Source organism: Bradyrhizobium sp. WSM3983 (assembly GCF_000473045.1).
Lineage (GTDB): Bacteria > Pseudomonadota > Alphaproteobacteria > Rhizobiales > Xanthobacteraceae > Bradyrhizobium.
Genome location: NZ_AXAY01000005.1, coordinates 265,160 through 288,319, shown reverse-complemented (window position 1 = coordinate 288,319; position 23,160 = coordinate 265,160). Strand labels below are relative to the sequence as shown.

Annotated in this window: 20 protein-coding genes and 1 tRNA gene; 12 read left to right on the top strand and 9 right to left on the bottom strand. The window is 62.7% G+C overall.

The features are described 5' to 3' along the window. The first annotated feature begins 39 nt into the window (after window positions 1-39). The 5 genes from coxB (at window position 40) to YUA_RS0110785 (ending at window position 4,575) form a co-directional block, all read left to right on the top strand. Window positions 40-873, top strand: a complete 834-nt coding sequence (coxB, locus tag YUA_RS0110805) for a cytochrome c oxidase subunit II (protein ID WP_027530702.1) — start codon at window positions 40-42, stop codon at window positions 871-873. Window positions 874-944: 71 nt separating this feature from the next. Next, a complete protein-coding gene (gene ctaD, locus YUA_RS0110800) occupies window positions 945-2,720 on the top strand; it encodes a cytochrome c oxidase subunit I (RefSeq protein ID WP_027530701.1) in 1,776 nt (591 codons plus the stop codon). After that, window positions 2,717-3,421, top strand: a complete 705-nt coding sequence (locus tag YUA_RS0110795; protein ID WP_027530700.1) for a cytochrome c oxidase subunit 3 — start codon at window positions 2,717-2,719, stop codon at window positions 3,419-3,421. Before ctaD ends, YUA_RS0110795 begins: the two co-directional genes overlap by 4 nt. 15 nt (window positions 3,422-3,436) lie before the next feature. After that, window positions 3,437-4,159: a heme-copper oxidase subunit III family protein gene (locus tag YUA_RS0110790; protein WP_027530699.1), complete on the top strand. Its 723-nt coding sequence runs from the start codon at window positions 3,437-3,439 to the stop codon at window positions 4,157-4,159. 8 nt (window positions 4,160-4,167) lie between these two features. Beyond that, window positions 4,168-4,575 (top strand): cytochrome C oxidase subunit IV family protein, encoded by a 408-nt coding sequence (locus YUA_RS0110785; protein ID WP_027530698.1) that lies wholly within the window; start codon window positions 4,168-4,170, stop codon window positions 4,573-4,575. A 113-nt stretch (window positions 4,576-4,688) separates the two neighbouring features. Here the strand turns inward: YUA_RS0110785 and YUA_RS0110780 are convergent, their stop codons facing one another. The 4 genes from YUA_RS0110780 to YUA_RS0110765 form a co-directional block, all read right to left on the bottom strand. Next, a complete protein-coding gene (locus YUA_RS0110780; RefSeq protein ID WP_027530697.1) occupies window positions 4,689-5,282 on the bottom strand; it encodes a DUF1349 domain-containing protein in 594 nt (197 codons plus the stop codon). A 135-nt stretch (window positions 5,283-5,417) separates the two neighbouring features. After that, the gene (locus YUA_RS0110775) at window positions 5,418-6,341 is read right to left on the bottom strand and encodes a substrate-binding domain-containing protein (RefSeq protein WP_371259876.1); all 924 of its coding nucleotides are present in this window, start codon (window positions 6,339-6,341) and stop codon (window positions 5,418-5,420) included. Window positions 6,342-6,378: 37 nt separating this feature from the next. After that, window positions 6,379-7,716, bottom strand: a complete 1,338-nt coding sequence (locus YUA_RS0110770; RefSeq protein ID WP_027530695.1) for an ABC transporter permease — start codon at window positions 7,714-7,716, stop codon at window positions 6,379-6,381. After that, complete coding sequence (locus YUA_RS0110765; RefSeq protein WP_027530694.1) at window positions 7,713-9,353, bottom strand: sugar ABC transporter ATP-binding protein; 1,641 nt, start codon at window positions 9,351-9,353, stop codon at window positions 7,713-7,715. Before YUA_RS0110765 ends, YUA_RS0110770 begins: the two co-directional genes overlap by 4 nt. Before the next feature lie 168 nt (window positions 9,354-9,521). Here YUA_RS0110765 and YUA_RS43785 point away from each other — a divergent pair, with 168 nt between their 5' ends. Beyond that, the gene (locus tag YUA_RS43785; RefSeq protein WP_198029397.1) at window positions 9,522-10,235 is read left to right on the top strand and encodes a GntR family transcriptional regulator; all 714 of its coding nucleotides are present in this window, start codon (window positions 9,522-9,524) and stop codon (window positions 10,233-10,235) included. A gap of 115 nt (window positions 10,236-10,350) precedes the next feature. Beyond that, a tRNA-Met gene (locus YUA_RS0110755) sits at window positions 10,351-10,422 on the top strand. Window positions 10,423-10,548: 126 nt separating this feature from the next. Here YUA_RS0110755 and YUA_RS0110750 read toward each other — a convergent pair. The 3 genes from YUA_RS0110750 to goxA all read right to left on the bottom strand — a co-directional run bounded on the left by YUA_RS0110750 (window position 10,549) and on the right by goxA (window position 14,653). Then, window positions 10,549-11,145 carry a hypothetical protein gene (locus YUA_RS0110750; protein WP_156947089.1) on the bottom strand — a complete coding sequence of 199 codons (597 nt, stop codon included), beginning with the start codon at window positions 11,143-11,145 and terminating at the stop codon, window positions 10,549-10,551. Window positions 11,146-11,577: 432 nt separating this feature from the next. Then, window positions 11,578-12,684, bottom strand: coding sequence for an NAD(P)/FAD-dependent oxidoreductase (locus tag YUA_RS43780; protein WP_035970788.1), 1,107 nt, complete (start codon window positions 12,682-12,684; stop codon window positions 11,578-11,580). Between the two features lie 4 nt (window positions 12,685-12,688). Beyond that, window positions 12,689-14,653 (bottom strand): CTQ-dependent glycine oxidase GoxA, encoded by a 1,965-nt coding sequence (gene goxA / locus YUA_RS0110740; protein ID WP_027530692.1) that lies wholly within the window; start codon window positions 14,651-14,653, stop codon window positions 12,689-12,691. 673 nt (window positions 14,654-15,326) lie between these two features. On the opposite strand from goxA, the gene YUA_RS0110735 reads away from it, so the two are divergent. Both YUA_RS0110735 and YUA_RS0110730 read left to right on the top strand, forming a co-directional pair. Then, window positions 15,327-15,638 carry a nucleotidyltransferase family protein gene (locus YUA_RS0110735; RefSeq protein ID WP_027530691.1) on the top strand — a complete coding sequence of 104 codons (312 nt, stop codon included), beginning with the start codon at window positions 15,327-15,329 and terminating at the stop codon, window positions 15,636-15,638. Then, window positions 15,628-15,984, top strand: coding sequence for a DUF86 domain-containing protein (locus tag YUA_RS0110730; protein ID WP_027530690.1), 357 nt, complete (start codon window positions 15,628-15,630; stop codon window positions 15,982-15,984). Before YUA_RS0110735 ends, YUA_RS0110730 begins: the two co-directional genes overlap by 11 nt. A 102-nt stretch (window positions 15,985-16,086) precedes the next feature. On the opposite strand, the gene YUA_RS0110725 is transcribed toward YUA_RS0110730, so the two are convergent. Continuing rightward, window positions 16,087-17,124 (bottom strand): thermonuclease family protein, encoded by a 1,038-nt coding sequence (locus tag YUA_RS0110725; RefSeq protein ID WP_027530689.1) that lies wholly within the window; start codon window positions 17,122-17,124, stop codon window positions 16,087-16,089. Between the two features lie 221 nt (window positions 17,125-17,345). Beyond that, window positions 17,346-17,888: a hypothetical protein gene (locus YUA_RS0110720; protein ID WP_084292358.1), complete on the bottom strand. Its 543-nt coding sequence runs from the start codon at window positions 17,886-17,888 to the stop codon at window positions 17,346-17,348. A 237-nt stretch (window positions 17,889-18,125) separates the two neighbouring features. Here YUA_RS0110720 and YUA_RS0110715 point away from each other — a divergent pair, with 237 nt between their 5' ends. From YUA_RS0110715 to YUA_RS0110705, 3 genes are all read left to right on the top strand, one after another. Further along, window positions 18,126-21,182 (top strand): AAA family ATPase, encoded by a 3,057-nt coding sequence (locus YUA_RS0110715; protein ID WP_027530687.1) that lies wholly within the window; start codon window positions 18,126-18,128, stop codon window positions 21,180-21,182. 272 nt (window positions 21,183-21,454) lie between these two features. Then, window positions 21,455-22,654, top strand: coding sequence for an OpgC domain-containing protein (locus YUA_RS0110710; protein ID WP_027530686.1), 1,200 nt, complete (start codon window positions 21,455-21,457; stop codon window positions 22,652-22,654). 12 nt (window positions 22,655-22,666) lie between these two features. Further along, window positions 22,667-23,155 carry a DUF2059 domain-containing protein gene (locus tag YUA_RS0110705; protein WP_027530685.1) on the top strand — a complete coding sequence of 163 codons (489 nt, stop codon included), beginning with the start codon at window positions 22,667-22,669 and terminating at the stop codon, window positions 23,153-23,155. Window positions 23,156-23,160: the final 5 nt, after the last annotated feature.

Genomic DNA, 23,160 nt, shown 5'->3' with positions numbered 1-23,160 from the left:
TTCGTCTCCGTAGCCTTCAATGGCAAGGAGGGATGAGGGATGGCTGTAGCGCTCATACTGCTTCTGGTTGCAATCGCCTCGGTGCTGTTCCACGTCTACAGCCCATGGTGGTGGACGCCGATCGCATCGAACTGGCGTTACATCGACGACACGATCAACCTGACGTTCTGGATCACCGGGGCGGTGTTCTGCGCGGTCATCGTGTTCATGGCGTATTGTGTCTTCCGCTTTCACCACAAAGAGGGACGGCGGGCCGCCTATAATCCCGAGAACAAGAAGCTCGAGTGGTGGCTCAGCATCGGGACCGCAGTCGGCGTCGTCGCCATGCTGGCGCCCGGCCTGGTCGTCTGGCACCAGTTCGTCACGGTTCCTGCCGATGCGACTGAGGTCGAGGTCGTTGGACAGCAATGGATGTGGAGTTACCGGCTTCCCGGGAAAGACGGCCGGCTCGGCACGTCGGATGCGCGCAATATCAGTTCCGAGAATCCTCTGGGATTGAATCCCGACGATCCGAACGGACAGGACGACGTCGTCGTTCAAAACGAGGATCTGCATCTGCCGGTTGGCAAGCCGGTGAAGGTGCTGCTGCGATCGATCGACGTGCTGCATGATTTCTACGTGCCCGAGTTCCGGGCGAAGATGGACATGATACCTGGCTCGGTGACGTATTACTGGCTCACACCCACCCGCACCGGAACGTTCGACGTTCTCTGCGCTGAACTCTGCGGCGTGGCGCACGCGCAAATGCGCAGCAAGGTCATCGTCGAGGAAGAGAAGGAATATCACGCGTGGCTGGAGAAGCAGCAGACGTTCGCCGCGTTGTCGAGCCAGCGCGACGTCGCGAAGGCGGCGTACAAGACAGGTAGCGAATGAACAGGCCGACGAGGATATGCCGGAGATTGTGAAGCGAACTCGTCGCTGAAAAGGCCAAGGAGGGAATTCCGATGGTCGATATCCCGTTTGATCCGGTCGCAGGCATCCCGCCCGCCGAAGTCGGTGAAGTCGAGCTTTATCATCCAAGGAGCTGGTGGACGCGGTACGTCTTTTCGCAGGACGCCAAGGTGATTGCCGTCCAGTACTCGATCACGGCGATGTCGATCGGAATGGTGGCGCTGGTGCTGTCGTGGCTGATGCGCCTGCAACTGGGATTCCCTGGAACATTCTCCTTCATCGACGCCAACCAGTATCTGCAATTCATCACTATGCACGGCATGATCATGGTGATCTACCTGCTCACGGCGTTGTTCCTTGGCGGTTTCGGCAACTATCTCATCCCGCTGATGGTCGGCGCTCGGGACATGGTTTTCCCCTATGTGAACATGCTGAGCTATTGGGTCTACCTGCTCGCCGTGCTGGTGTTGGCCGCAACATTCTTCGTGCCTGGCGGGCCCACCGGCGCCGGCTGGACGCTTTATCCACCCCAGGCGATCCTCTCCGGTACTCCCGGGCAGGACTGGGGCATCGTTCTCATGCTGGCTTCGCTGATCCTGTTCATCATCGGCTTCACGATGGGCGGGCTCAATTACGTGGTGACGGTGCTGCAGGCCCGCACGCGCGGCATGACGCTGATGCGCCTGCCCTTGACGGTGTGGGGCATCTTTACCGCGACGGTGATGGCGTTATTGGCCTTCCCCGCGCTGTTCGTCGCCTCGGTGATGCTGCTGCTGGACCGCCTCTTGGGAACCAGCTTCTTCATGCCGACGCTCGTCGAGATGGGGCAGCTGACGAAGTATGGCGGCGGCAGCCCGATCCTGTTCCAGCATTTGTTCTGGTTCTTCGGCCACCCCGAAGTCTACATCGTTGCGTTGCCGGCCTTCGGCATCATCTCTGATCTGATCAGCACCCACGCGCGGAAGAACATCTTCGGCTATCGCATGATGGTCTGGGCCATCGTCGCGATCGGCGCTCTCAGCTTTGTGGTGTGGGCGCACCACATGTATGTGAGCGGCATGCACCCATATTTCGGGTTCTTCTTCGCCACCACGACATTGATCATCGCCATTCCGACCGCCATCAAGGTCTACAACTGGGTGCTGACCCTTTGGCGTGGCGACATTCATCTCACGGTGCCGATGCTGTTCGCCCTCGGATTCATCGTCACCTTTGTCAATGGCGGCCTCACCGGACTGTTTCTCGGCAACGTGGTCGTGGACGTTCCGCTGTCCGACACGATGTTCGTTGTCGCGCACTTCCACATGGTCATGGGCATCGCGCCGATCATGGCCGTGTTTGGCGGGATCTATCACTGGTATCCAAAAGTGACCGGACGGATGCTCAATGATGTGGTTGGAAAGTTCCACTTCTGGGTGACGTTCATCGGGGCTTATGCGGTCTTCTTCCCCATGCATTATCTCGGGCTGCTTGGGATGCCCCGCCGCTATCACGACATTGGCGAGACGTCGTTCGTCCCGGCATCCGCCCATGACCTCAATGCGTTCATGAGCGTGGCGGCCCTGATTGTCGGCTTCGCCCAACTCGTCTTCCTGTTCAATCTCGTCTGGAGCTTGTTCAAGGGAAAAGACGCCGGCGGCAATCCCTGGGGCGCCACCTCGCTGGAATGGCAGACGCCGGAGACCCCGCCAGGGCACGGCAACTGGGGCAAGGAACTCCCTATCGTCTATCGCTGGGCCTACGATTACAGCGTTCCCGGTGCCGTCAGGGATTTCGTGCCGCAAAATGAGCCGCCGTCCGGAGTGGCGGCGCAGGGAGCCCATCCGTGAGTGCCGTCATCCTGTTCATGGCGACCATTGCGGCCATCGCAGGATGGTGGCTCTCGCAGCAGAGGCTTGCGGCCAAGCCCTGGCTGGAGGAGGGGGTGGCCGTCGATTTTCGCGGCGAGAGGGGTTCGTCCGTGCCGGCGGCGAAAATCGGGCTGGGCGTTTTTCTCGCGGTTGTCGGCTCGCTGTTCGCACTCCTGATCAGCGCCTACTCGATGCGCATCAACATGGTGGACTGGCGTGAACTGCCGCTGCCCAGGCTTTTGTGGATCAATACCGGCGTCCTGATCATCAGCAGCGTGGCGCTGCAATGGTCGCTGATGGCCGCGCACCGCGACGATCATGAGGGCTTGACCGTCGGCCTATTGGTCGGCGGAGCATCCGCCGTGACGTTCCTGGCCGGACAGCTCGTGGTGTGGCAGCAGCTGAACGTCGCCGGCTATGTCGTGGCGTCCAATCCGGCCAATTCCTTCTTCTATCTGATCACCGCGGTACACGGGCTGCATCTGATCGGCGGTCTGGTAGCCCTCGGCAGAACGAGCGCCAAGGTGTGGCGCGGCGCGCCGATGATTCAGGTGCGCCTGAGCGTCGAGCTCTGCGCCATCTATTGGCACTTCCTTTTATTGGTGTGGCTGGTCTTGCTCGGTTTGCTGACCGGCTGGACCGACAATTTCGTGAACATCTGTCGCCAGTTGCTCACCTAGCGAGGGCAAGAACCGATGGCAGAGACGACACTGGTACATCCGAAGGCCGCGCCCGGAACGATCCCCGGATGGCGAGGCATCGCCGCCGACTGGGCCTCAGACCAGCGCGCTTTCAAGAACGTGTCCTGGGGGAAGGCCATGATGTGGATCTTCCTCCTGAGCGACACGTTCATCTTCAGCTGTTTCCTGTTGTCGTACATGACGGCGCGCATGTCGACGACCGTGCCGTGGCCCAACCCAAGTGAGGTCTTCGCCCTCAATATCGCGGGCAAGCACATCCCGCTCATCCTGATCGCCATCATGACCTTCATCCTGATCAGCAGCAGCGGGACGATGGCGATGGCCGTCAATTTCGGCTATCGCCGCGACCGCGTCCGAACGGCGGCCCTGATGCTGGCCACCGCGGCATTCGGCGCAACCTTCGTCGGAATGCAGGCCTTCGAATGGACCAAGCTGATCATGGAGGGCGTGCGGCCCTGGGGTAACCCCTGGGGTGCGCCGCAGTTTGGCGCATGCTTTTTCATGATCACCGGTTTCCACGGCACCCACGTGACGATCGGCGTGATCTTCCTGATCGCGATTGCGCGAAAGGTCTTGCGAGGAGATTTCGATCGCGAACGACGCGGCTTCTTCACAAGCCGGAAGGGGTATTACGAGATCGTCGAGATCACCGGCCTCTACTGGCACTTCGTTGATCTGGTGTGGGTGTTCATCTTTGCTTTCTTCTATCTCTGGTGAGGTGGCGCATGACAAACGCAGCGGTACATGTGGAAGGGCAGGCAGCACAACATGCGTTACAGACCTATGTGCATGACGCGGTCGCATCGGGAGCCGCGCACACCAAGGGGCAACAGCACCCGATCAGGCTTTACCTCGTGGTCTGGGGATGGTTGTTCGTGCTCAGCACTTGCTCCTATCTCGTCGACTACTTTGGCATCCATGGCCATCTCCGATGGTCGCTGATCCTGCTGTTCATGGTGTTGAAGGCCGGCCTGATCGTCGCTGTCTTCATGCATATGGCATGGGAGCGGCTCGCCCTGGCCTACGCGATCCTGCTTCCGCCGGTGCTGGTGTTGGTATTTGTGGCGATCATGATGTTCGAATCCGGCTACACCCATCTGCTACGGACCATATTCTTCGCCCCAACGGCGTAGCCAAATTCGGACTTCACCGGTTCCGATACGAACATGGCCCGCTTGATGCGGGCCATTTTTGTTTTGAGGGGCGATCGCCGTCCGCCTCTGCTGAGCCATGGTGTGCATCCGCTCTAGCTGAGATCGTGCAGATCCTTGCCGAGCGGCGGCTTCAGGGAAAATCTCGTGAACGTGACCGGCAATCCGCCCCGCTCGGGTGTGCAAGCCATTGGTCCAACCCAGTAGGATTGCGCAATGGTGAAAGGAGCCAATCGGACGAGCGGCCAGACTTTGCCATCAGCCGACGCCTGCAATCGAAGAACGCCGTCGGCGACGGTGACGCGCATCCAGAAATCGCCGGCATCGTGCTCATACGGGGCAGTTGCCCAATCCGACTGCCCGTCGGTTAATACGCTCGAAAGCATGGCGCGCTCGTCCGAAAACTCGATTCCGGCTTTAACCCAGCGCTCCGCGTCGACGCGCACCATGATGCCGGCTTGATCGTACAGGGCCTGAAAATCGCACTGGACGCGCAACTCGGCAGTAAACGCCTGCGCCGTCCGGAAACCCAGAAAATGGCCGCTGTCGCGGCAGAATCCATAGTGAGTCTTGCGCCAGAAATCGGTGGCCTTGTCGGTCACGATCTCGAGGCTGTCGCCCTGCGCGGTCCACCGTTCCGGTTCGTTCAGCCAGACACCATCCTGTCTGGCGAAGATGGCAGCGTTCATGTCAGACCTCGAGGAAAGGGGCCGGTCCCACCGGACGACGACCTGCTGCGGTAAGGCCGCCGCGAGACGAACGGAGAACCGGGTGCGGGGTTTGACGTACCCGGCTCTCCCGCTCGTCACTTCGGTGTGGCCAAATCAGAGCAGTCCGTTCTTTTTCAGGATCTCCGGTGCGTTCTCCTTGGTGATCAGCATCGTCGGCAAGGTGATGACCGGCTCGAGCTTCTCGCCCTTGAGCAGCTTTGCCGCCTGCCGCAATCCCTCCGCACCGGGCGTTGCGTAGAGGAACGTCGCGGTCAACTGGCCCTTGGAGACCCAGGTGACGCCTTCGTCGGGCAATCCGTCGATGCCAATGATGAACTTGATGTTCTTGTCGCGGCCGGCGTCCTTGGCGGCGAGATACGCGCCGTAGGCCATCGGATCGTTATGGCCGTAGACCATGTCGATCTTCTCGTTGTTGCGAAGCGCCGTTGTCATGATGTCGTAGGCCTTGTCCTGCTTCCAGTCACCCGACTGGTTGTTGAGCAGGTACTTGATGCCAGGCTCCTTGTCGGTGAAGGCATGGAAGCCGTCGTGCCGATCGTGCGCGGGTTGGGTGCCCATGCCGCCCCAGATTTCGACGACGTTGCCGGCCGCCTTGCCCGGACCACCGAGCAGCTTCACCGCGTGCTCGCCGGCCGCCTTGCCGATCGCGACGTTGTCGCCACCGATGAACTGGGCGATGCGCTTGGTGTCGACGTTACGGTCGAGCACGATGACGGGAATCTTGGCGTCGATCGCCTTTTCGACCACGCCGGTCAGGCCGGCCGATTCCTTGGGCGAGATCAGGAGCACGTTGACCTGCTGTACGATCAAATTGTCGCAATCGGCGACCTGCTTCTCGGTCTTGTCCTGGCCGTCTGTAATGATGAGGTCGATATCCGGATGGTTCTTCGCCTCGGCCTGGATGTCCTTGTTGAACTGCACGCGCCACGGCTCCAGCGTGGTGCACTGGCTGAAGCCGACTTTCGACTTGCCAGCGGCCCTTGCAGGCGTCCAACCGACCGGCAGATAGATGGTCATTGCGGCACCCGCCGCGGTGGTCGACAATTTCAAGAATTCACGACGCTTCATCGAGATCCTCCCTTGCGAGTTGGGCCTTTGCGGCACTTGGCGGCCGATGGGGTTCGACCGTTCTCGGATCGGCCTGCGCTTCGCCCGATCGGCGGAACCGCCATCGCGCGACGAGCTGGCCGAGATTCTGTTCCTGCACCAGCACGGTGCAGACGATGATCAACCCCTTCATCACGAGCTGGACATTGGAGTCGATGTTCTGAAGCTGAAGGATGTCGGAGAGCAGGCCGAAGATCAGGACGCCGACGAATGTGCCGGCGAGGCCGCCGCGGCCGCCCATCAGGCTGGTGCCGCCAATCACGACGGCGGCGATGGCGTCGAGCTCGAGGCCGGTGCCCGCGTCGGGCTTGCCCTGGCGGTACTGCGCGACGAACAGCACGCCGGCGATCCCCGCGAGAAGGCCCGACAACAGGTAGGCCGTGAGCTGCACCTGCGCGACCTTGACACCGGAAAGCTTTGCGGCCTCGACGTTGCCGCCGATCGCGTAGGCATAGCGCCCGAAGGTGGTGAAGCGCAGGATCGCGCCGAACAGGCAGATCGCGGCGAGGAAGAAGACGCTCGGGACAGGCAACACGCCCCACAGCATCGAACGCAGCAGCTCGAAGGCCTCGGTCGCATTGGTGCCGGTGTAGACCGGTACCACGGCATTGTCGGACCCCGCCGTCAATCGCGCGATGCCGAGTGCGCTGACCATCATCGCGAGCGTCGCGATGAAGGGCTGCAGCCGGCCGGCGACGACCAGGAGCCCGTTGATGCCGCCAAGCACCATCGCGAGGCAGGGCGCGATCACCAGCACACCGAGCACGCCGAATTTTGCCGGCACCTGGCTCATCGTCCACCACCCGATTGCGATGGCGGCGACGAGCCCGAGCAATCCCGGCATGCCCGTGCTCTGCCAGCGCGTCAGCGAGATCTCGCGTCGTCGTCCGGCACTGACATCGCGGCCACGCGCGAGGCCGGCGAACAGGAAGCGTGCAGCCAGCGCCACGGCAGCGCCGCCGACGAGGATCGCCGCCGGCACGCCGATGAGCGACGCCGAGGTCCAGCCGGGCTTGGTCAGCAGCATCGCGCAGATCACCGTCGAGAAGCCCATCACCGAGCCGACCGACAGGTCGATGCCGCCGAGCAGGATGACCATGGTCATTCCGGTCGCGACCAGTCCGGTGATCGACACCTGGCGCAGCACGTCGGTCAGGTTGCCGTAGGACAGGAAGATGTTGTGGCCGGATGACGTGTGCGGCGAGATAACAGCGCCGATCAGGCAGATCAGCAGAAGGCCCCAATAGAGCTTGGTGCGGGAGAGCAGGCGAAACAGGGCTTTCATGATGCGGCTTCCTGCGACCAACTCGCCATTCCTGGTGCCGCAAGGCGCATCACCGTCTCCTGCGTCGCGTTCTCGCGCGCGAGGATGCCGGTCTGCCGTCCCTCGCACATGACGAGGATGCGGTCGGACAACAGCAGGAGTTCGGGCATTTCCGAGGTGACCACGATGATGCCGAGCCCCTGCGCGGCGAGATCGAAGATCAACCGGTAGATTTCCAGTTTGGCGCCGATGTCGATGCCGCGGGTTGGTTCGTCGAGCAGCAGGATGCGCGGTTCGGTCGCCAGCCATTTGCCGATCACGACCTTTTGCTGGTTGCCGCCGGACAGCGCGGCGGCCTCCTGGCCGATGCCGGTGCAGCGAACCGAGAGCCGCTTGACCATGTCGGCGGCGAGTGCGCGTTCGCGGGTGAAAGCGCGCAGGCCAAATCGCGAGAGCGCGCCGATCGAGGGCAGCGCGACATTGTCGCAGATCGAGGCGGCCAGATGCAGGCCGCGCTCCTTGCGGTCCTCGCTGACGAGCGCGACGCCGAGATGGTAGGCGTCGGAGGGAGAGTTGATGTCGACCGCAGCACCGTCGATCGCGATGCTGCCAGTCCGCCAGCCACGCGCCACACCGAAGATCGACTCCAGGATCTCCGTCCGTCCGGACCCGAGCAGGCCGCCGACACCGAGAATCTCGCCGCGCTTCAGCTCGAAACTCACGCCGTGCAGCGTCCGCCGCCATCCGTGCGGACCGGGCGTATCCAGCGTCAGGTCCTGCACCGAGAGGACGACCGCGCCGTCCTGCGCCGTTGCGCCCCGCTCGTTCGCGGCCATCTCGCGGCCGACCATCGCCGAGATGATGGCTGCGCGCGAGAGTTCGTCGATTCGTGCCGTCACCACGCGCCGGCCGTCGCGCAGCACGGTGACGCGGTCGGCAAGCTCCAGCACCTCCTCGATGCGGTGCGATGTGTAGATGATCGCGACGCCTTCGCTCGCGAGCTGACGCACGATCTTGAACAGCGTGTCACATTCCGACGACGACAGCGCCGAGGTCGGCTCGTCCATGATGAGGATGCGCGCATTGAGCGATAGCGCCTTGGCGATCTCGACGAGCTGCTGCTCGCCGACGCGCAAGCCGGCAATCCTGGTGTCGGGCGCGAGTGTTACGCCGAGGCGGGCCAGCAGGCGCTCGGCGGCTCTGACCATCCGGCGCCGGTCGATCAATACGCCGCCGATCAGCGGCTCTCGGCCAAGGAAGATATTGTCGGCGACGCTCAGCTCGGGAACGAGGTTCAGCTCCTGGTGGATGATGGCGACGCCGGCCTCTTCGGCGTCGCGCACGCCGCCGAAGGATGCCGCGTGGCCCTCGACCAGAATTGTGCCGTCGTAGCTCGTATGCACGCCGGCAAGGATCTTCATCAGCGTGCTCTTGCCGGCACCGTTCTCGCCCATCAGCGCGTGCACTTCGCCGTGGCGAAGATCGAAGTCGACGTCGTGGAGCGCCTTCACCCCGGCAAAGGATTTGGAGACCCGCTCCGCGCAGAGGACGGCATGTCTGCCCGCCACGCCGGCACGGCCGGCAAGCTCGACCACGCGGGAGGAGCGCGGCGCGCCGCGTCCGTCGTCCGCTCCGAGCGCGCCGAAGCGTGTCTCCATTGGCTTTTCCTCCCGGCGTGCCGTCAGTCCCTGAAGACATCGAGCCGCATTTGATCGTCTATTTGTTGACTGATATGCTAGTTATATCAGATGACGCTCGTCAAGCCTTTTGGCCGCGCGATTGGCGTCGCGGCATCGAAATGTGTAGATCGGCCGGGGGAACACAGCATGCATTCAGTCGGCGGGTTCAGTGGCGGCGCGAGGCCAGTGCGCGGGCGCAGCGCAGGCGGGTCGAAAGTCGATCGGGCCTATCTTGCTCTGAAGCGCGCCATCGTCTCAGGCACGCTCGCGCCCGAAACGCCGATCGACAAGAACGAGTGGTGCGCGCGCTTCGATGTGTCGAAGCTGTCGATCACGACGGCGATCAACAGGCTCGCCTTCGAAGGACTCGTCGTGGTCGAGCCGCAGCGCGGCTCCTACGTCGCCAGGATTCATCTCGAGGACGTCCGGCAGTGGATGCTGATGCGCCGCGCGCTGGAGGTCGAGGTCGTCGGCGTCTGCGCGGCCAGCATGTCCGACGATGCGATCGACGCGCTCGGCCAGAATCTCGCCTATCAAAAGGCTGCGATCGCGAGCGGAGACCTCGAAGGATTCCACGAACTCGATACCAGGTTTCATCACCAGATGACCGAGAGCCTGGGCCTCGCGCGTGTAGGCGAAGTCCTTGACCCGATCCGAACTCATCTTGAACGCGTCCGCCGTACGCTGCTGCCCGAGCCGGGCCGGCCCAAAGGCACTTACCTGGAGCACGAGGCGATTTACCGCAGGATTGCCGACCGCGATCCGGACCGGGCCAAGGGCGAGATGGCCAACCATCTCGACCGCGTCGCGCGCGAGCTGCATGCCTTCGTGGAGAAGCATCCCGGCTTCTTCGAGAGTTAGCCTGAGGTGTGGCACATGCCGCGCGAGCTCCTGCGAGCTCGTACGATTCCGCCGGCCGGACTGATGCTCTCCGCACCCGACGGGCCTTTCACGAAGGTGCGCAACGGCTTAACGCGGGGTGGAGCAGCCAGGCAACTCGTCAGGCTCATAACCTGAAGATCATAGGTTCGAATCCTATCCCTAATCAAATCCACAGACTCGATGCACCCGACGTCCGCTTTTCGGCACGAAGCGGACGTTTTCATTTCCACACCCCAGTTCAGCTTGTGACCCAAAGCGGGCGTTGGGTCGCACTAATTATGCTCGATTGCGTTCAATTGTACCTTTGATAGAAATCGTAACGGTTCAGATCGTTTGAAAGCGTAGCTCCGTGATGAAGTCGATCGCCGTCCAGTTGGCCGTTGAGCTTCTTGAGCCAAGGCAACTTCTTTTCGATACCAACTGTGACTGGGTCGTCCGTCACTTCGATAACGGCGTCGCGAAGTACAACTCCGGGACCGAAGACTGCGGCAAGATTTATGGGCTCAACCTGTTCGACCGATTTGGGATCATTGAGATCGCGGAAGTACACCAACATCGGAATTTCGTTCACATGCAATACGCGACGCGGGCGCTGTTCCTTTAAGAGTTGCACCTTCGGAAGTGGATCGGTCTCGCGCTTGTGCACGTCGGCAAACGCATGAAGCAGCAGCGATGCGGGACCCCTGACACTATCAAAGCCAAGGCTCGGACCCCGTAAGAGCGCGAAGAGCGTACCGTGAGGGCCAAGATCGACTATTACAGCTTCGCCATTTACCTCGCTCCCGGCACCTCCCATGGAGCCAAAGAGGGCTCTCGTGTCTGACTGCTTGACCTGAATGACACCGGAGCCGCTCACGAGCGAGCCATCGACGTCCACGTTGAAGGTCAATCGGTATCTAATGGTCTCGCTGAACGAGCCGCCGCAAGCTGTTAGAATGCTGCCCAAAAGGCAGAGCACAGCCAGCCATCTCGCCCTCAAGAGGTCCATAATCGATGCCCTGAAATCCGCTTTCCAGGTGCGCCAACGACCTTTGGTTGTGCAAGACAAGCAGCTAAGGATCGGTAAATCATCTCCGACCGCTAAGAAGAGAGAAGCTTGGCAGGAATTCACTTCCGCTAGTGGCCTAAAACGGACATTAGAACGCAACGTTGCAATGTCCGGTCTCGGGGGGGCAAAGCGGAAACGATCAGAGATTAAATTCTGCAGGATATGACCAATGGCGGCAGTCTATGGGGGCGTCTGTTGCGGGTCCCCGCAACCAAGTTGGTAAAGAACCCCGGCAATCTCAATCGATTGCCGGGGTTCTTTTTTGGCGTGTCGTCACGCCCCGGCTGGAGACGCGATGTTCTGAAGCGGAGCGTCGTTGCGCCGTTGCCAGAAGGGCGCGCCGGGAAAGCGACGCTCGGATGCATAGATTGCTCTCTGCGTGATCAGATAGGATGCGATCCCCTCCAGAAACTGCCGTTCGTAGTGCCGGGATGCCGTGTTGTCCCGCACGAGGGCGCCGGCGACCGTCTCGGCAGCCCGAATGCCGCTCCACAGTGCCGTGGCAAGGCCGTTCGCTCCCAGCGGATCGAGCGCGCTCGCGGCGTCGCCGGCCCGGACGATGCGATGGTCGATCAGCTTGGACATCGTGGTGGTGCTCGCCGGCGCAAACTGCAGCTGCGGGCACGCGGCCGGATCGATGCCGAGGCTCGCTACGCGTGCGGAGATCGCGTGGGTGTGCGAAACCATATCGGCCCACAGAATGGCGTCGTTGCGCAGTCCCGCCGGGAGCAGGTCCGAATCCGTGAAGAAGCAGAGCAGGATGCGATTGCCCGGCATCATGGACATGTACCACCAGCCCGCCTCCACAGCCTCGACGAGGGTCGCGGGCATGGCTTCGACACCTTGCTCGAGCTCGAAAATGCCGTAGCAGGCCACGAGCTTGCCGAGGCGGCGCATCGGTGTTGCGCCGTCGGCCGTGACCGCGGCGCGGCCGGAGCAATCGACAACGAACGCCGCTTCTATCGAAGAGCCATCGGCTAGATCGACAACGACGTGGGCTGGTCTTTGCGAGAGCCGGCGGGCCTTGGCGTAGTGCCGCGCGACGTCGTCGGCATCGAGCGCCTTGGCCATGCGGCTCTCCAGCTGCTGCCGGTCGATATGCCAGCCCGACTCTCTCTCCTGGTGAAACGAATCCCGTCGCAGTGTGGCGCTGCCCCATATCGAATAGCGCCCCTGACACGCGATCGCAGTCTCCGCGTCGAGCAGGCCAAGCCAGCCGAGTCTCTCAAGATGGGGAGAGGCTCGAAATGAAAGGGTTTCGCCACGGTTGGGCGTGTCCTGGCTGGGCGCAACGAGGAGCGGACGACATCCCCGTCGCAACAGGGTGCGGGCACAGGCCATCCCTGCCATTCCCGCGCCCAGAATCACGACCTGATGCATACGCTCAGGTGCGGTTCTTGATCGCGGATATATCTAGCGTACCGCGCTGCACTTCGACAAAGACGTCCTTGGGAATGCCTGGGAGATCCTTCGGTCCGGTGCGGCGCACGACGACCCCCATTTGCGTCCACAGCTCGATCATTCGCCGCAACCCGTCGGTGTAGCCGGCCTCGACATGCAGGCCGACGCCGGCCGCACCGCGCGACCAGGCTACCCGCGAATGATAGAAGCGCAGCCGCTCCTCCGCCGAGAGATCGGCACGCATCATCTGCTTGTAGAAACCCTCCGGCAGGACGTCGACGGGAAGCAGCGCAGGCCACCACACCGGCGTCGGGAAACCCTCGGCCGTCAGCACGGACTGGCAGCTGAATGCATCGCCCTGCCAGGGAACGCCCATCCATCGCGTGAGATCGCCCGGCGCTTGTGGCCCCACCGGCGCGCCATCGTCCTTCCGGTCGGGATGACCGGAGAAGACATTTTGCGGATTGAGCTGCAATCCGACGTCCTGAACAAGGTTCTTCCTTGTCGAGATCGCGATGCGGAATGGCAGCGACGTTTGTTTCGCGGTCCGATACAGCGCGGCATGGCGGATCGGCCACGTGATCTCGACGCCCGGATGGAACGCACCCCCCGAGCACGCATCCAGCGCCGCACGCGTGAGCGCCTCCGGCCGGAGCGACAACGGCATGTCGTCGAGTTTCTCGACCGCGTTGGCGGCGGCGTCGTTGAGGTCGTCGGTGAATTCGCCCTTGGCCCAGTGGCTCAGGATCGCGTATTGGGCCGGCGTCAGCGCGAGCCAGCCGGTCGGGCTTCCCGGGAAGTTGACGCCATCTCCGAGCATCGGCGGCAGCGCGTCGGAGCGCCGGTCTTCGCCGCCGGGCTTGCGGAACCCGGCCAGAACCTTTTCGCGCGCGGGTCGCGCTTTCGCCGCGGGGTCCGCTAGCGACTGGACCACGGCGGGGTCGGACAGATCTTCGAGATCGGTCCAGGCCTTGCTGAGGTAGGAGGCCTGCACGATCCATTGCATCATGCCGGAGCGCCGCAGGATCGGAAGGACATCGCGACGAAACGACACCGGGGCGGACGGCGACGTCATGTGTCCGGACGCGATCATCGCTTCCCGCGCCACGTCGTAGAGACTGACGATCGGCTCGATCTGCGGTGCGAATTTCGGACCGCAGCAGACGACCCAAGCCGGCTCGCAGGCCATGTCCGTGCCGCCGACCCTGACGCTGGCCTTCACCCAGCCGTCACACCAGTCGTCGTGCCATCCGTCATTGTTGGTGAAGTCGCGCACCGGATTCTGTGGCAGGGCGGAATTCGAGATGCCGTCGGCAGGAAAAACCAGGAGCCGCCCGGCCTCGTCGGTACGCAGATGACCGAGGGTCACCGGCAAGGTCTTCCAGAACCGGCCGGCCATGCGATAGGCCGCGTCATGGCCATCGGCGTTCTTCGAAGCGCCGTCGATCCGGACCGGACCCGCGTCGATGACCAGCATGTCTTCGCGGCGGGCCGGCTCGATGGCGGCATTACGCAACGCGCCGGGAATGCCCGGAGCTTTGTCGCCGCCGTCCATCGCGTTCGAATAGCCGTACCAGGCCGCCTTGCTGTTTGCCACGTGCACGGTCCATCGCAGGCCGTCGGCCTCGCCGAGCTCGCGAACGACGCGCCCCTGATCGTCGTAACCGTACACGCGAAAGCGCTGGACCTGCTTCTTGATGCGGTTCGGTCCCTGTTTGAACCCGCCCGCAGGCTCGTTCACCAGGCCAGGCACCTCGGGCGCGAGGAACCATTCATCGCCATTGCCGACGCGCGAAAAGCCGATCGCCGGGAAAATCGCCGCGCGCACGATCGATGCCCCGGCGGGTGCTTGGGCCTGTGCCAGCGCCGGCAACACGGCCGCCCTGAAAAGGGCCGGCGCTGCAAAACCGACGGCGGATGCGCTGATCAGGAAGTCACGGCGTTTCATGAACGAATGTCTCCGATTGATGACCCGCGATGACTCATGACCAGGCCCCCGAACGGGGCGCAGAATCAATGAACCAATGCGCAGCGCAGTGACCGAGGGCGGGCATCGATGGAATCGAATGTCGGGGAACGCGATCGGCCGGTCGAGCGATCACTAGGTAGAATTCTTTAAGATGTGGTTCTCCGGCGCTCCCGGTCTGCAAAAAAGCGCCCTGCCGGCGCCTCCCGCTTCATTCACCGCGGGGGATACGAGCGACCATCGCGTCGCGATGATCAGGGGACGGGCCGGCTCTCGCTCGCCTGCATCATGTGGGCCGTTGTTGTTTCGTGGACCGTCCGCTCAAAACCCCGTAATCACCTTCCCATCCGCGCCCACCAGCGTCGACGGGGCTTCCCCGAACACCAGCCCATCCGGAGTTACGGATAGGATTATGCGTCAGCCTCACAACCTGAAGCTCATAGGTTCAAATCCTACCCCCGCAACCCTCTGAGTGTATGAGGTTTTAGAATGCCGCTCTCCGGGGTGGCCTTCCTTGCTTTGGGCTCTATATCCGTAAGCCGGAAACCAGCCTGCCCTGGCTTCGGCCCTGTCCTTGCCGATCAAGAACATCCAAACGAAGCTTTGATCGGATGATTTGCAACATGTATTCTAACCGCGCCGGCAGGAGATTGAGATGCACGTGGAGATCGAAAGGCATCGGGACGCCCTAAGGGCGCTGTGTGATCACTATGGCGTGGTGCGGCTCGAGCTGTTCGGTTCCGGAGCGCGTGCTGCCGATTTCGATGCGGCAAGAAGTGATGCGGATTTTCTCGTCGAGTTCGACAGGAATAACGACCTGGCGCCGCTCGACCAATTTGTCGGCTTCGCCGAAGCCCTCGAACGGGTCCTCGGACGTCCCGTCGATCTCATCGAATCTTCCGCCCTCAAAAACCCCTATGTGCGGGCAACGATCAACCAGTCGAAAGAGTTGATCTATGCAGCGTGATCCGCGCGCCTTTTTATGGGACGTGCAGCAGGCTGCCGAAGCGATCACAGCGTTTACTGCGGGCCTTGATGTTTTAGATTACCGGGCGAGCCCGCTGATCCGTTCTGCAGTGGAGCGGCAGTTCGAGATCATCGGCGAGGCGCTGAACCGACTGTCGAAAGAAGCTCCGGACCTTGCCGACCGAGTACCCAACCTGCGCAAGATCGTCAGCTTCCGCAACCTCCTGATCCACGGCTATGCTGTTGTTGATGACGGACGCGTATGGGAGATCGTCACTACCATGCTGCCCTCCTTGCGCGCCACTGTAACGGCTCTCCTGACGGATCTCGGGCCGCCGGACGTATGAGCCTCGTTGCTGAAGCTCATCGGTTTGGTCAGTTCAATTTTTGTTTGTCACCGATAAGCGCTTAGGGCAACGGATCGAAGTGCCAGCGGTCTTCCGTCCCGCTCAAAACCCCGTAATCACCTTCCCGTCCGCCCCCACCAGCGTCGACGGCGCTTCGCCGAACACCAGCCCATCCGGCTGAAACTTGATCGTCTTGCCGCCTTCGACGAACTCCGCAAAATTCCTCGGCGTCGCCGAGTGCACGCCGTTCGCCAGGAAATCGTTGATCTCGTAACAAGTGTCGGGCTTGCCGCTGGAGCCTTCGCCCAAAAACTTCTGGAAATTCTGGCTCGTGATCTTGGCCTTTTTTCGCGCCGACCAGTTGGTGTAGCGGCGGTAGAGTTTTGGCAGGATCACCGGGCCCTTGTCGGTGGCGAGCACGTCGGTCTCGTTCTTCTTGGGCTCGCGCAGGTCGAAGTTGAAGGCGGGAATGGTTTTGGCGAGGTTCTTCCAGACCGGCAGCTTCTTCGTGCGCGCGGTCTTGGTCAGTGCGAGGAAGGCCTCGATCTCGTCGTCGTTCATCGAGGAATAGAACGTCGGATAGGCAAAGCCCTGCTCGACCAGCCAGTGGTTGATGTCGACCTTCTTGCCCGCGACCGTCACCTCGATGTCGCCGACCAGCCGTCCATAGGTGTCAAACACTTCGTTCGGCGCGTCGACATGGGTGAACACCCGGCAGGCGAGCGTCGCTTCGCCAGTGCTGCTGAGGAAATCATGCAGCGCCTTGCTCGTCGTCGCGCCGAGGAACTGCCGGTAGGAATGCGTGACCTCGTGATAGGCCAGCTTCTTTGCGTCTGTGAGGCCCTTCTTCTCGGCGGGCGAGAGCGCCGACGGCATATAGTGCAGCTCGGGGGCGTCGATGCCCTGGAGACGGATGGTGAGCTTGCCGTTCTTGATCGGCGCCGTGTTGGTCCGCCCCTTGACCTTGGCATTGTCGAAGATTTGGGTCGGCTGGAACGGCGATGACTCGTTCTTGCGGAAGCGGATCGCGTCAGGGGCGACGTTCACCACGACCTTGGTGGTATCGGCGTCCGACCGTCCTTCCGGCCAGAACTGGCTGACCTCGATCGTGCCTTCGACTTCCAGCAATCCAACCGGCATCGGCCGCTCCTCCTCATGAGTTTCGCGGCCGCTTCGACAAGGCGACTCGCAAACGCAATCAGGGGCAGCGGACCATCTTCGTACGACAGGCCCATGACGGGAGGAGGTGCGGAGACACGCGGCCGCGGTGTGCTTCCAACACACGCAACAAAAAGCGCGAGCAGGCAAAGTGCCGGCCCGCGCCATTCAGATCAATGATGGTGCCGCGATCAAGCTCCGGCTCAACCCTTCTCCGGTCGGTGCGGGCAGACCATCGTCAGATGGAGCAGCGTCGGCTTGTCCGAGCCCTTCTTGTACTCCCATTCCAGCCGGATCTCGTGCCGGTTTGCATAGGCATCACCCGGCGCGTGGACGACGATGTTTGTCTTCATCGGGATCGGTGGCTCGGAGTTGAAGCACTTCCGGACGCAGGCATCGAGCAGGTCGCATCGCGTCAGCGGGATCACGCCGGGCTCATCCTTGGACAGGGGGATCGTGTTCAGCTGGGCGCTGAGGTCGACGCGGGCCCGGCCCTTCTCCTTGTGCCAGTGCTCGGCGCTTCCTTCCGGCCACCTTGAGGCAGGCGTAAGAATGAGATGGTACTGGCCGTATTCCAAGGTCTGCAGATCGATGTCCTTCGATGCCTTCAGCTTGGCCACGCTCTTCTTCATGTTGGCCAGAGGGTAGTAGTTGCTGTTCATCAAATCTCTGAATGGCTTGCCTCTATAAGGTCTCGAGCCCATCGCCTTTTCCCTCAATATGTCTTTGGCTTTGCGAAAATACATACAACTCCGCGACGCCGGTCGGTTTGACCAACCTTGCGCTGCCGAAATATATGCCCCCTTGCCGGGTTTTTGACGCTACCACTCAGGACTGTGTTTCGTCCAGATCGCCACCCGCGCTGTGCCCAGCTAACGACGCGGAGTGGGCCCGATTGCTAAGTGGTTCTCAATCGGTATTCTCATCAAAAGCCGTTCGCGGATTCTGATCGACAGGCCGGCCGCGACCTTTGAGGCGCAGGAATGCATTGCTTCGCGTGCCAGTCGGCGATCAATCCGGACGATAGCTGGTGCTCCAAATGCGGGGCCGCCGTGCGTCAACGGGTCGATCCCGACAGCGAACGTCGGTTTGTGACGATTCTTCGTGCTGACGTCATCGACTCCACGGTTCTTGTTGCTGAATTGGAGCCAGAGGAGGCTGTCTCGCGCCTCGAACCGGCGCTGGCGGCCATGAGGGCCTCCGTACGTCAGTTCGGCGGCATCGTCAGCAAAGAGCTGGGCGACGGGCTTTCCGCGGTGTTCGGCGCCCCGATTGCGGACGACAACCATGCGCCCCTGGCGTGTCATGCTGCGATCGAGCTGGTCCGGCGCGTCGCCAGCCTCGGTGATCCCGGGCTTCAGGTCCGGGTCGGCCTCCACTCCGGCCATGTCGTTGCCTACATGGTCGCCAGCGAATTCTCCAAGGTCTACGAGATCGGCGGCGCCGCCCAGCATCTGGCCGCGCGGCTGGAGCAGGTGGCCGAAGCGAATCAGATCTACGTCTCGGAAGCCTGTCAAAAACTCGCCGACGGGCATGTCCGGTTCGAGCACCTCGGCGGCAAATCCCTGCGCGGCTTCGGCCAGCCCGTGCCGGTCTACCGGATCGTGGGTGCCAGCGACCTGTCGAGCTGGCGGGTGCGGCGCGCCCGCAGCGTCTCCCGATTCGTCGACCGCACCACCGAGCGGGACTTGCTGGATCGCGCAGCCGGGCAGGCCAGGGCCAGCCGGCAAACCGTCATGCTGCTGGGCGATGCCGGCATCGGCAAATCGCGGCTGGCGCATGAGTTCGCCCAGAAGCTCAGGGCCGAGGGCTGGCGGCTGATCGACGCCGAGTGCAGTCCGAATCTGCAAGGAGCGCCGTTCAGCACGCTCAAGCAGATCCTGCTGTCGGCCATCGACGCAGCCGCAAGGGACCCCGGCAATCCCGGAGATCCGAGGAGAGACCTGTTCGCGATTCAGCAGAGCGCCCTCGACGCGGTGCTCGATGTGCCGATCGCGAACCCGCAATGGGACGAGCTCGAGCCTCATGCCCGCGGACGCGTGATCTCCGATGCAAGTTGCGCCATCATCCAGAACCTGGCCAGTCGCCAGCCGACGATCCTGCTTTTGGAGGACCTGCACTGGATCGACCGGGCCAGCGACGTCGTCGTGGCCGCCATTGCCTCGCTGGCGGTGCCAGATCTCCTCGTGCTGCTCACCTCCCGCCCGAACGGCATGCCGGTCTGGATCGCGCGCTGCCACGCCGAAGTCGTCGCGATGCGGCCGCTCGATGACGATTCCGGGCTGGAAATGCTGTCCGACATGCTCGGGTCCTCCGAGACCAATGCAGATCTCAAGAGCCGGATCATCTCCCACACGGCCAACGTGCCGCTGTTCATCGAGGAGGTCTGCCGCGGCCTGAAGGACAGCGGCACGTTGCGCGGCGAGTGGGGCGACCTTGCTCTGGTCCGGCCGATCGACGAGCTCGGTATTCCCACCAGCATTCAGGGCGTGATCGCGGCGCGCCTCGACCGCGTATCGCGACAGCAGCGCCTGGTGTTGCAAGTTGCGGCCGCATTGGGGCCGCGATCGAGCGAAGCCGTGGTACGGAGAGTCTCGCAGTTGCCTGAAGACATCCTTCAGGACTGTCTCGCGTCGCTCGACCGGGCCGAGCTGCTCGTCAGGATCGATAGCGATCTCGAGAACTCGCTCGAGTTCAGGCACGAGATGGTCCGCCAAGTGACCTATGAGTCGATGGTCGAAAAGGTGCGCGAGAGCGTACATGCGCGCGTGCTCGCGGCTTTCGAGAGCGACGAAACATGGCGAGATGATCCCGACAGCCTCTGTTACCATGCCGTGCGCGCCAAGGACTGGCCGAAGGCATTCAACTACGGGAGAAGCGCCGCACAGAAATGCCTTGTGCGCTCGGCCTATGCCGAGGCGATCGACTACTTCCGGACTGCGATGGATTCGCTCGACAAGACGCCGTTGACGCGCCCGCGGGAGACCAACGCCATCGATCTCCGGATGGAGGCGCGCATGGCATTCGCCTGGTCCGGTCGCGTCGCCGAGTGGATCGATCTCGGAAAGGAGGCCGACCAACGGGCCAGCCAGATCGATGATGTCGGCAGAAAGGTCGCCGCCATGGCGGTCATGGCGGGTGGGCAGAACTTCTATGGGACGCCGGCCGAGGCAGTCATTCTTGGCGAGGAAGTCGTCGGTCTTGCCGAGGAGTCGGGCAATCCGGGCTGGCGCAACCTTGCGCAATACAATCTCGGCCAGGCATATTTTCTTGCGGGGCGCTATCGCGAGGCTGAGCAGACATTCGCACGGGCCCGTGCCCATCTCATGGAACCAGAAGCGAGTGCGCCGTTCGGCACGCCGCCGAAATACACACTCCTCCTTTGCTGCATGATGAAAAGCTTCACCCACACCGTCATGGGAGAACTCGATACTGCCGAGGAGCTCCAGCGAGAGGCCGCTGCGATTGCGGACGAGACCAGCCGTCCCTATGACCGCGTTGCCGCCGCCTATAGCGGCGGCTGGCTGATGCTTGGCCGGGGCGATCCGGCAGCGGCCGCGTCCATTCTCGAAGGTGGTTTTGTGCTGGCGCAGAAACACGGCATCCGGCTGTTCGTGCCGGTGCTCGCCTGCCATGTCGGCATCGCCTATCTGGAGCAGGGGCTGTTCGACCGGGCCCGTCGCATGCTGGCCGAGGCGCGCGAAGAGGCGCGCGCGGTCGGCTATACCTCGGCGGTGCTGCGCTCTTCGATCTACCTGGCGCTGGCGATCAATCAGCTCGGCGATGTCCAGGCTGCCCAGAACATGCTGCGCGAGGCGCGCAACACCGCGCGCCAGCAAGGCTTCTCCGGCCTCGAGGCCGAGGCCCTGTTCGGTGAGGCCGTGGTGACGCCGCCATCGAGCGAGGAGAACCGGACCATCATCCTGGCCGCCCTGCGCGCAACGATCGCGATCGCCTCCGAAAGCGGCGCGAAGCCGCTGCAGCAGAAGGCCGAGGCGATGCTGAACGGCATACTCGCCGAGGACGATCAGCCGACCTGACCCGGGGTGCGCGACGTCCGGGGCTTTTGCCCGACGGGTCAACTAAGTTTCGCAGGCGATACAATGACTTAGCTACTGTGCATGGGGTTGTTTTTGTCTCTTTTGGACGGAGCCGCCATGCGTTGTGATGACAAGTCCCTTGCGCGGGCGCCAAGGTCGGCTACCGTCGCCGTTCTAGCCGCAGGGTTAGGTGACGATTTGTTTGATCTTTTTTAGCATCCGATTTCATCGGCGCCGCGATGGCGCGACGCCCACCGGACGAGGCGGGGCCCATGATCATACGGGACCAGGCAGCACTGTTGGCGCCGGTCGAGCGCGACCTGCGGCTCGACCTCTTCCGCGGCATCGGGCTTTGGATGATCTTCCTCGATCACATCCCGCACGACGTCGTGGCCTGGCTGACGCTGCGCAATTACGGCTTCAGCGACGCCGCCGAGTTCTTCGTCTTCATCTCCGGCTATCTGGTCGGCTGGATCTACGGCCCCGTCGTCGCCGGAGGCTGGTTCCTCGCCGCGCTGAAGCGGCTGTGGCGGCGGGCGGCGGAAATGTATGTCGCCCACATCATGCTGTTCCTGCTGTTCACGGCGCAGATCGCCCGCACCGCGCGCCGCTTCGACAATCCGATGTACGAGCACGAGTTCAACGTGTTCAATTTCCTGGCGCATCCGGACGAGCTGATCGGGCAGGCGATCGTGCTGAAATACAAGCCGGTCAATCTCGACGTGCTGCCGCTCTACATCACGCTGGTGTTCGCCTCGCCCTTCATCGTCTGGTGCCTGGTGCGCCGGCCGAACCTGACGCTCGCGGCCTCCGTGGTGCTCTATGTGCTGTCGCGCTGGTTCGACTGGAACGTCGCCTCCTATCCGCCCGGCACGACCTGGTACTTCAACCCGTTCTGCTGGCAGCTGATGTTCGTGTTCGCCGCCTGGTGCGGCATCGGCCAGATCGACAAGATCGGCACATGGGTGTGGTCGAGGGCGGCGATGGCGCTCGCCGCTGGCTGGCTGGTCTTCGCTCTCCTGATCGTGATGACCTGGCACGTCCAGGCGCTCGAGGCCCTGATCCCGAAATGGATGATCAAGGCGATCTACCCGATCGACAAGACCGACCTCGACATGCTGCGCTTCACGCATTTCCTGGCGCTGGCGATCTGGGTGACGCATTTCGTCTCGCGCAAATGGAAGGCGCTGCACACGGCCTGGCTGCGGCCCGTCATCCTCTGCGGCCAGCATTCGCTGCCGATCTTCTGCCTCGGCGTCTTCCTGTCGTTCTCCGCGCATTGGATCCTGACGCAATACACCAAGGGCGTCTGGGAGCAGCTCGTGGTCTCCGCCGTCGGCATCGCCATCATGATCGGCGCCGCCTGGCTACTCGATCGCGCCGAGCGGGTGCCGAACCTCTTCGTGAAAGTCTCGGAGGTCGAGGAGCTAGAGGCTGCCACCGAAAGCGCGCCGGCGCCTGCGAGCCGGTGATTGGAGAGGTCGATGTCCAGACGCATGTTGACGATTGCCGGCATTGTCCTGCTCCTCGTCTGCGGCGCATCCGCCGAGACGCCGTCGCCGGAGGCGATGACGACGGCGCGCAAGCTCGTCGTCACGCTGAAGATTGCCGATCAATATCGCGCACTGCTGCCGCAGCTCCTGCTGAAGCTGCGGCCCGTGGTGGCGCAGGACAGGCCGGAGATCGAGCGCGACTATGACGCGATGACAGCACCCGGCGCGGAGATCTACGCGCCATTCGTCACCGCCATGGTCGACCAGATCGCCGCCGTCTATGCCGCTAGCTTCACCCTGGACGAGCTTCGCCAGATCGAGGCGTTCTACGCCCAGCCGGCCGGGCAGAAGCTTCTGGCGCAGTCGGATGCGCTGGCGCAGGCAAGTACGCAGATCGGCCAGGACGCCAGCCAGAAGGCCGCCGACGAATTGAAGCAGCGCCTGATCGAGGCGCTGCGCCAGAAGGGACACAAATTGTAGGCGCG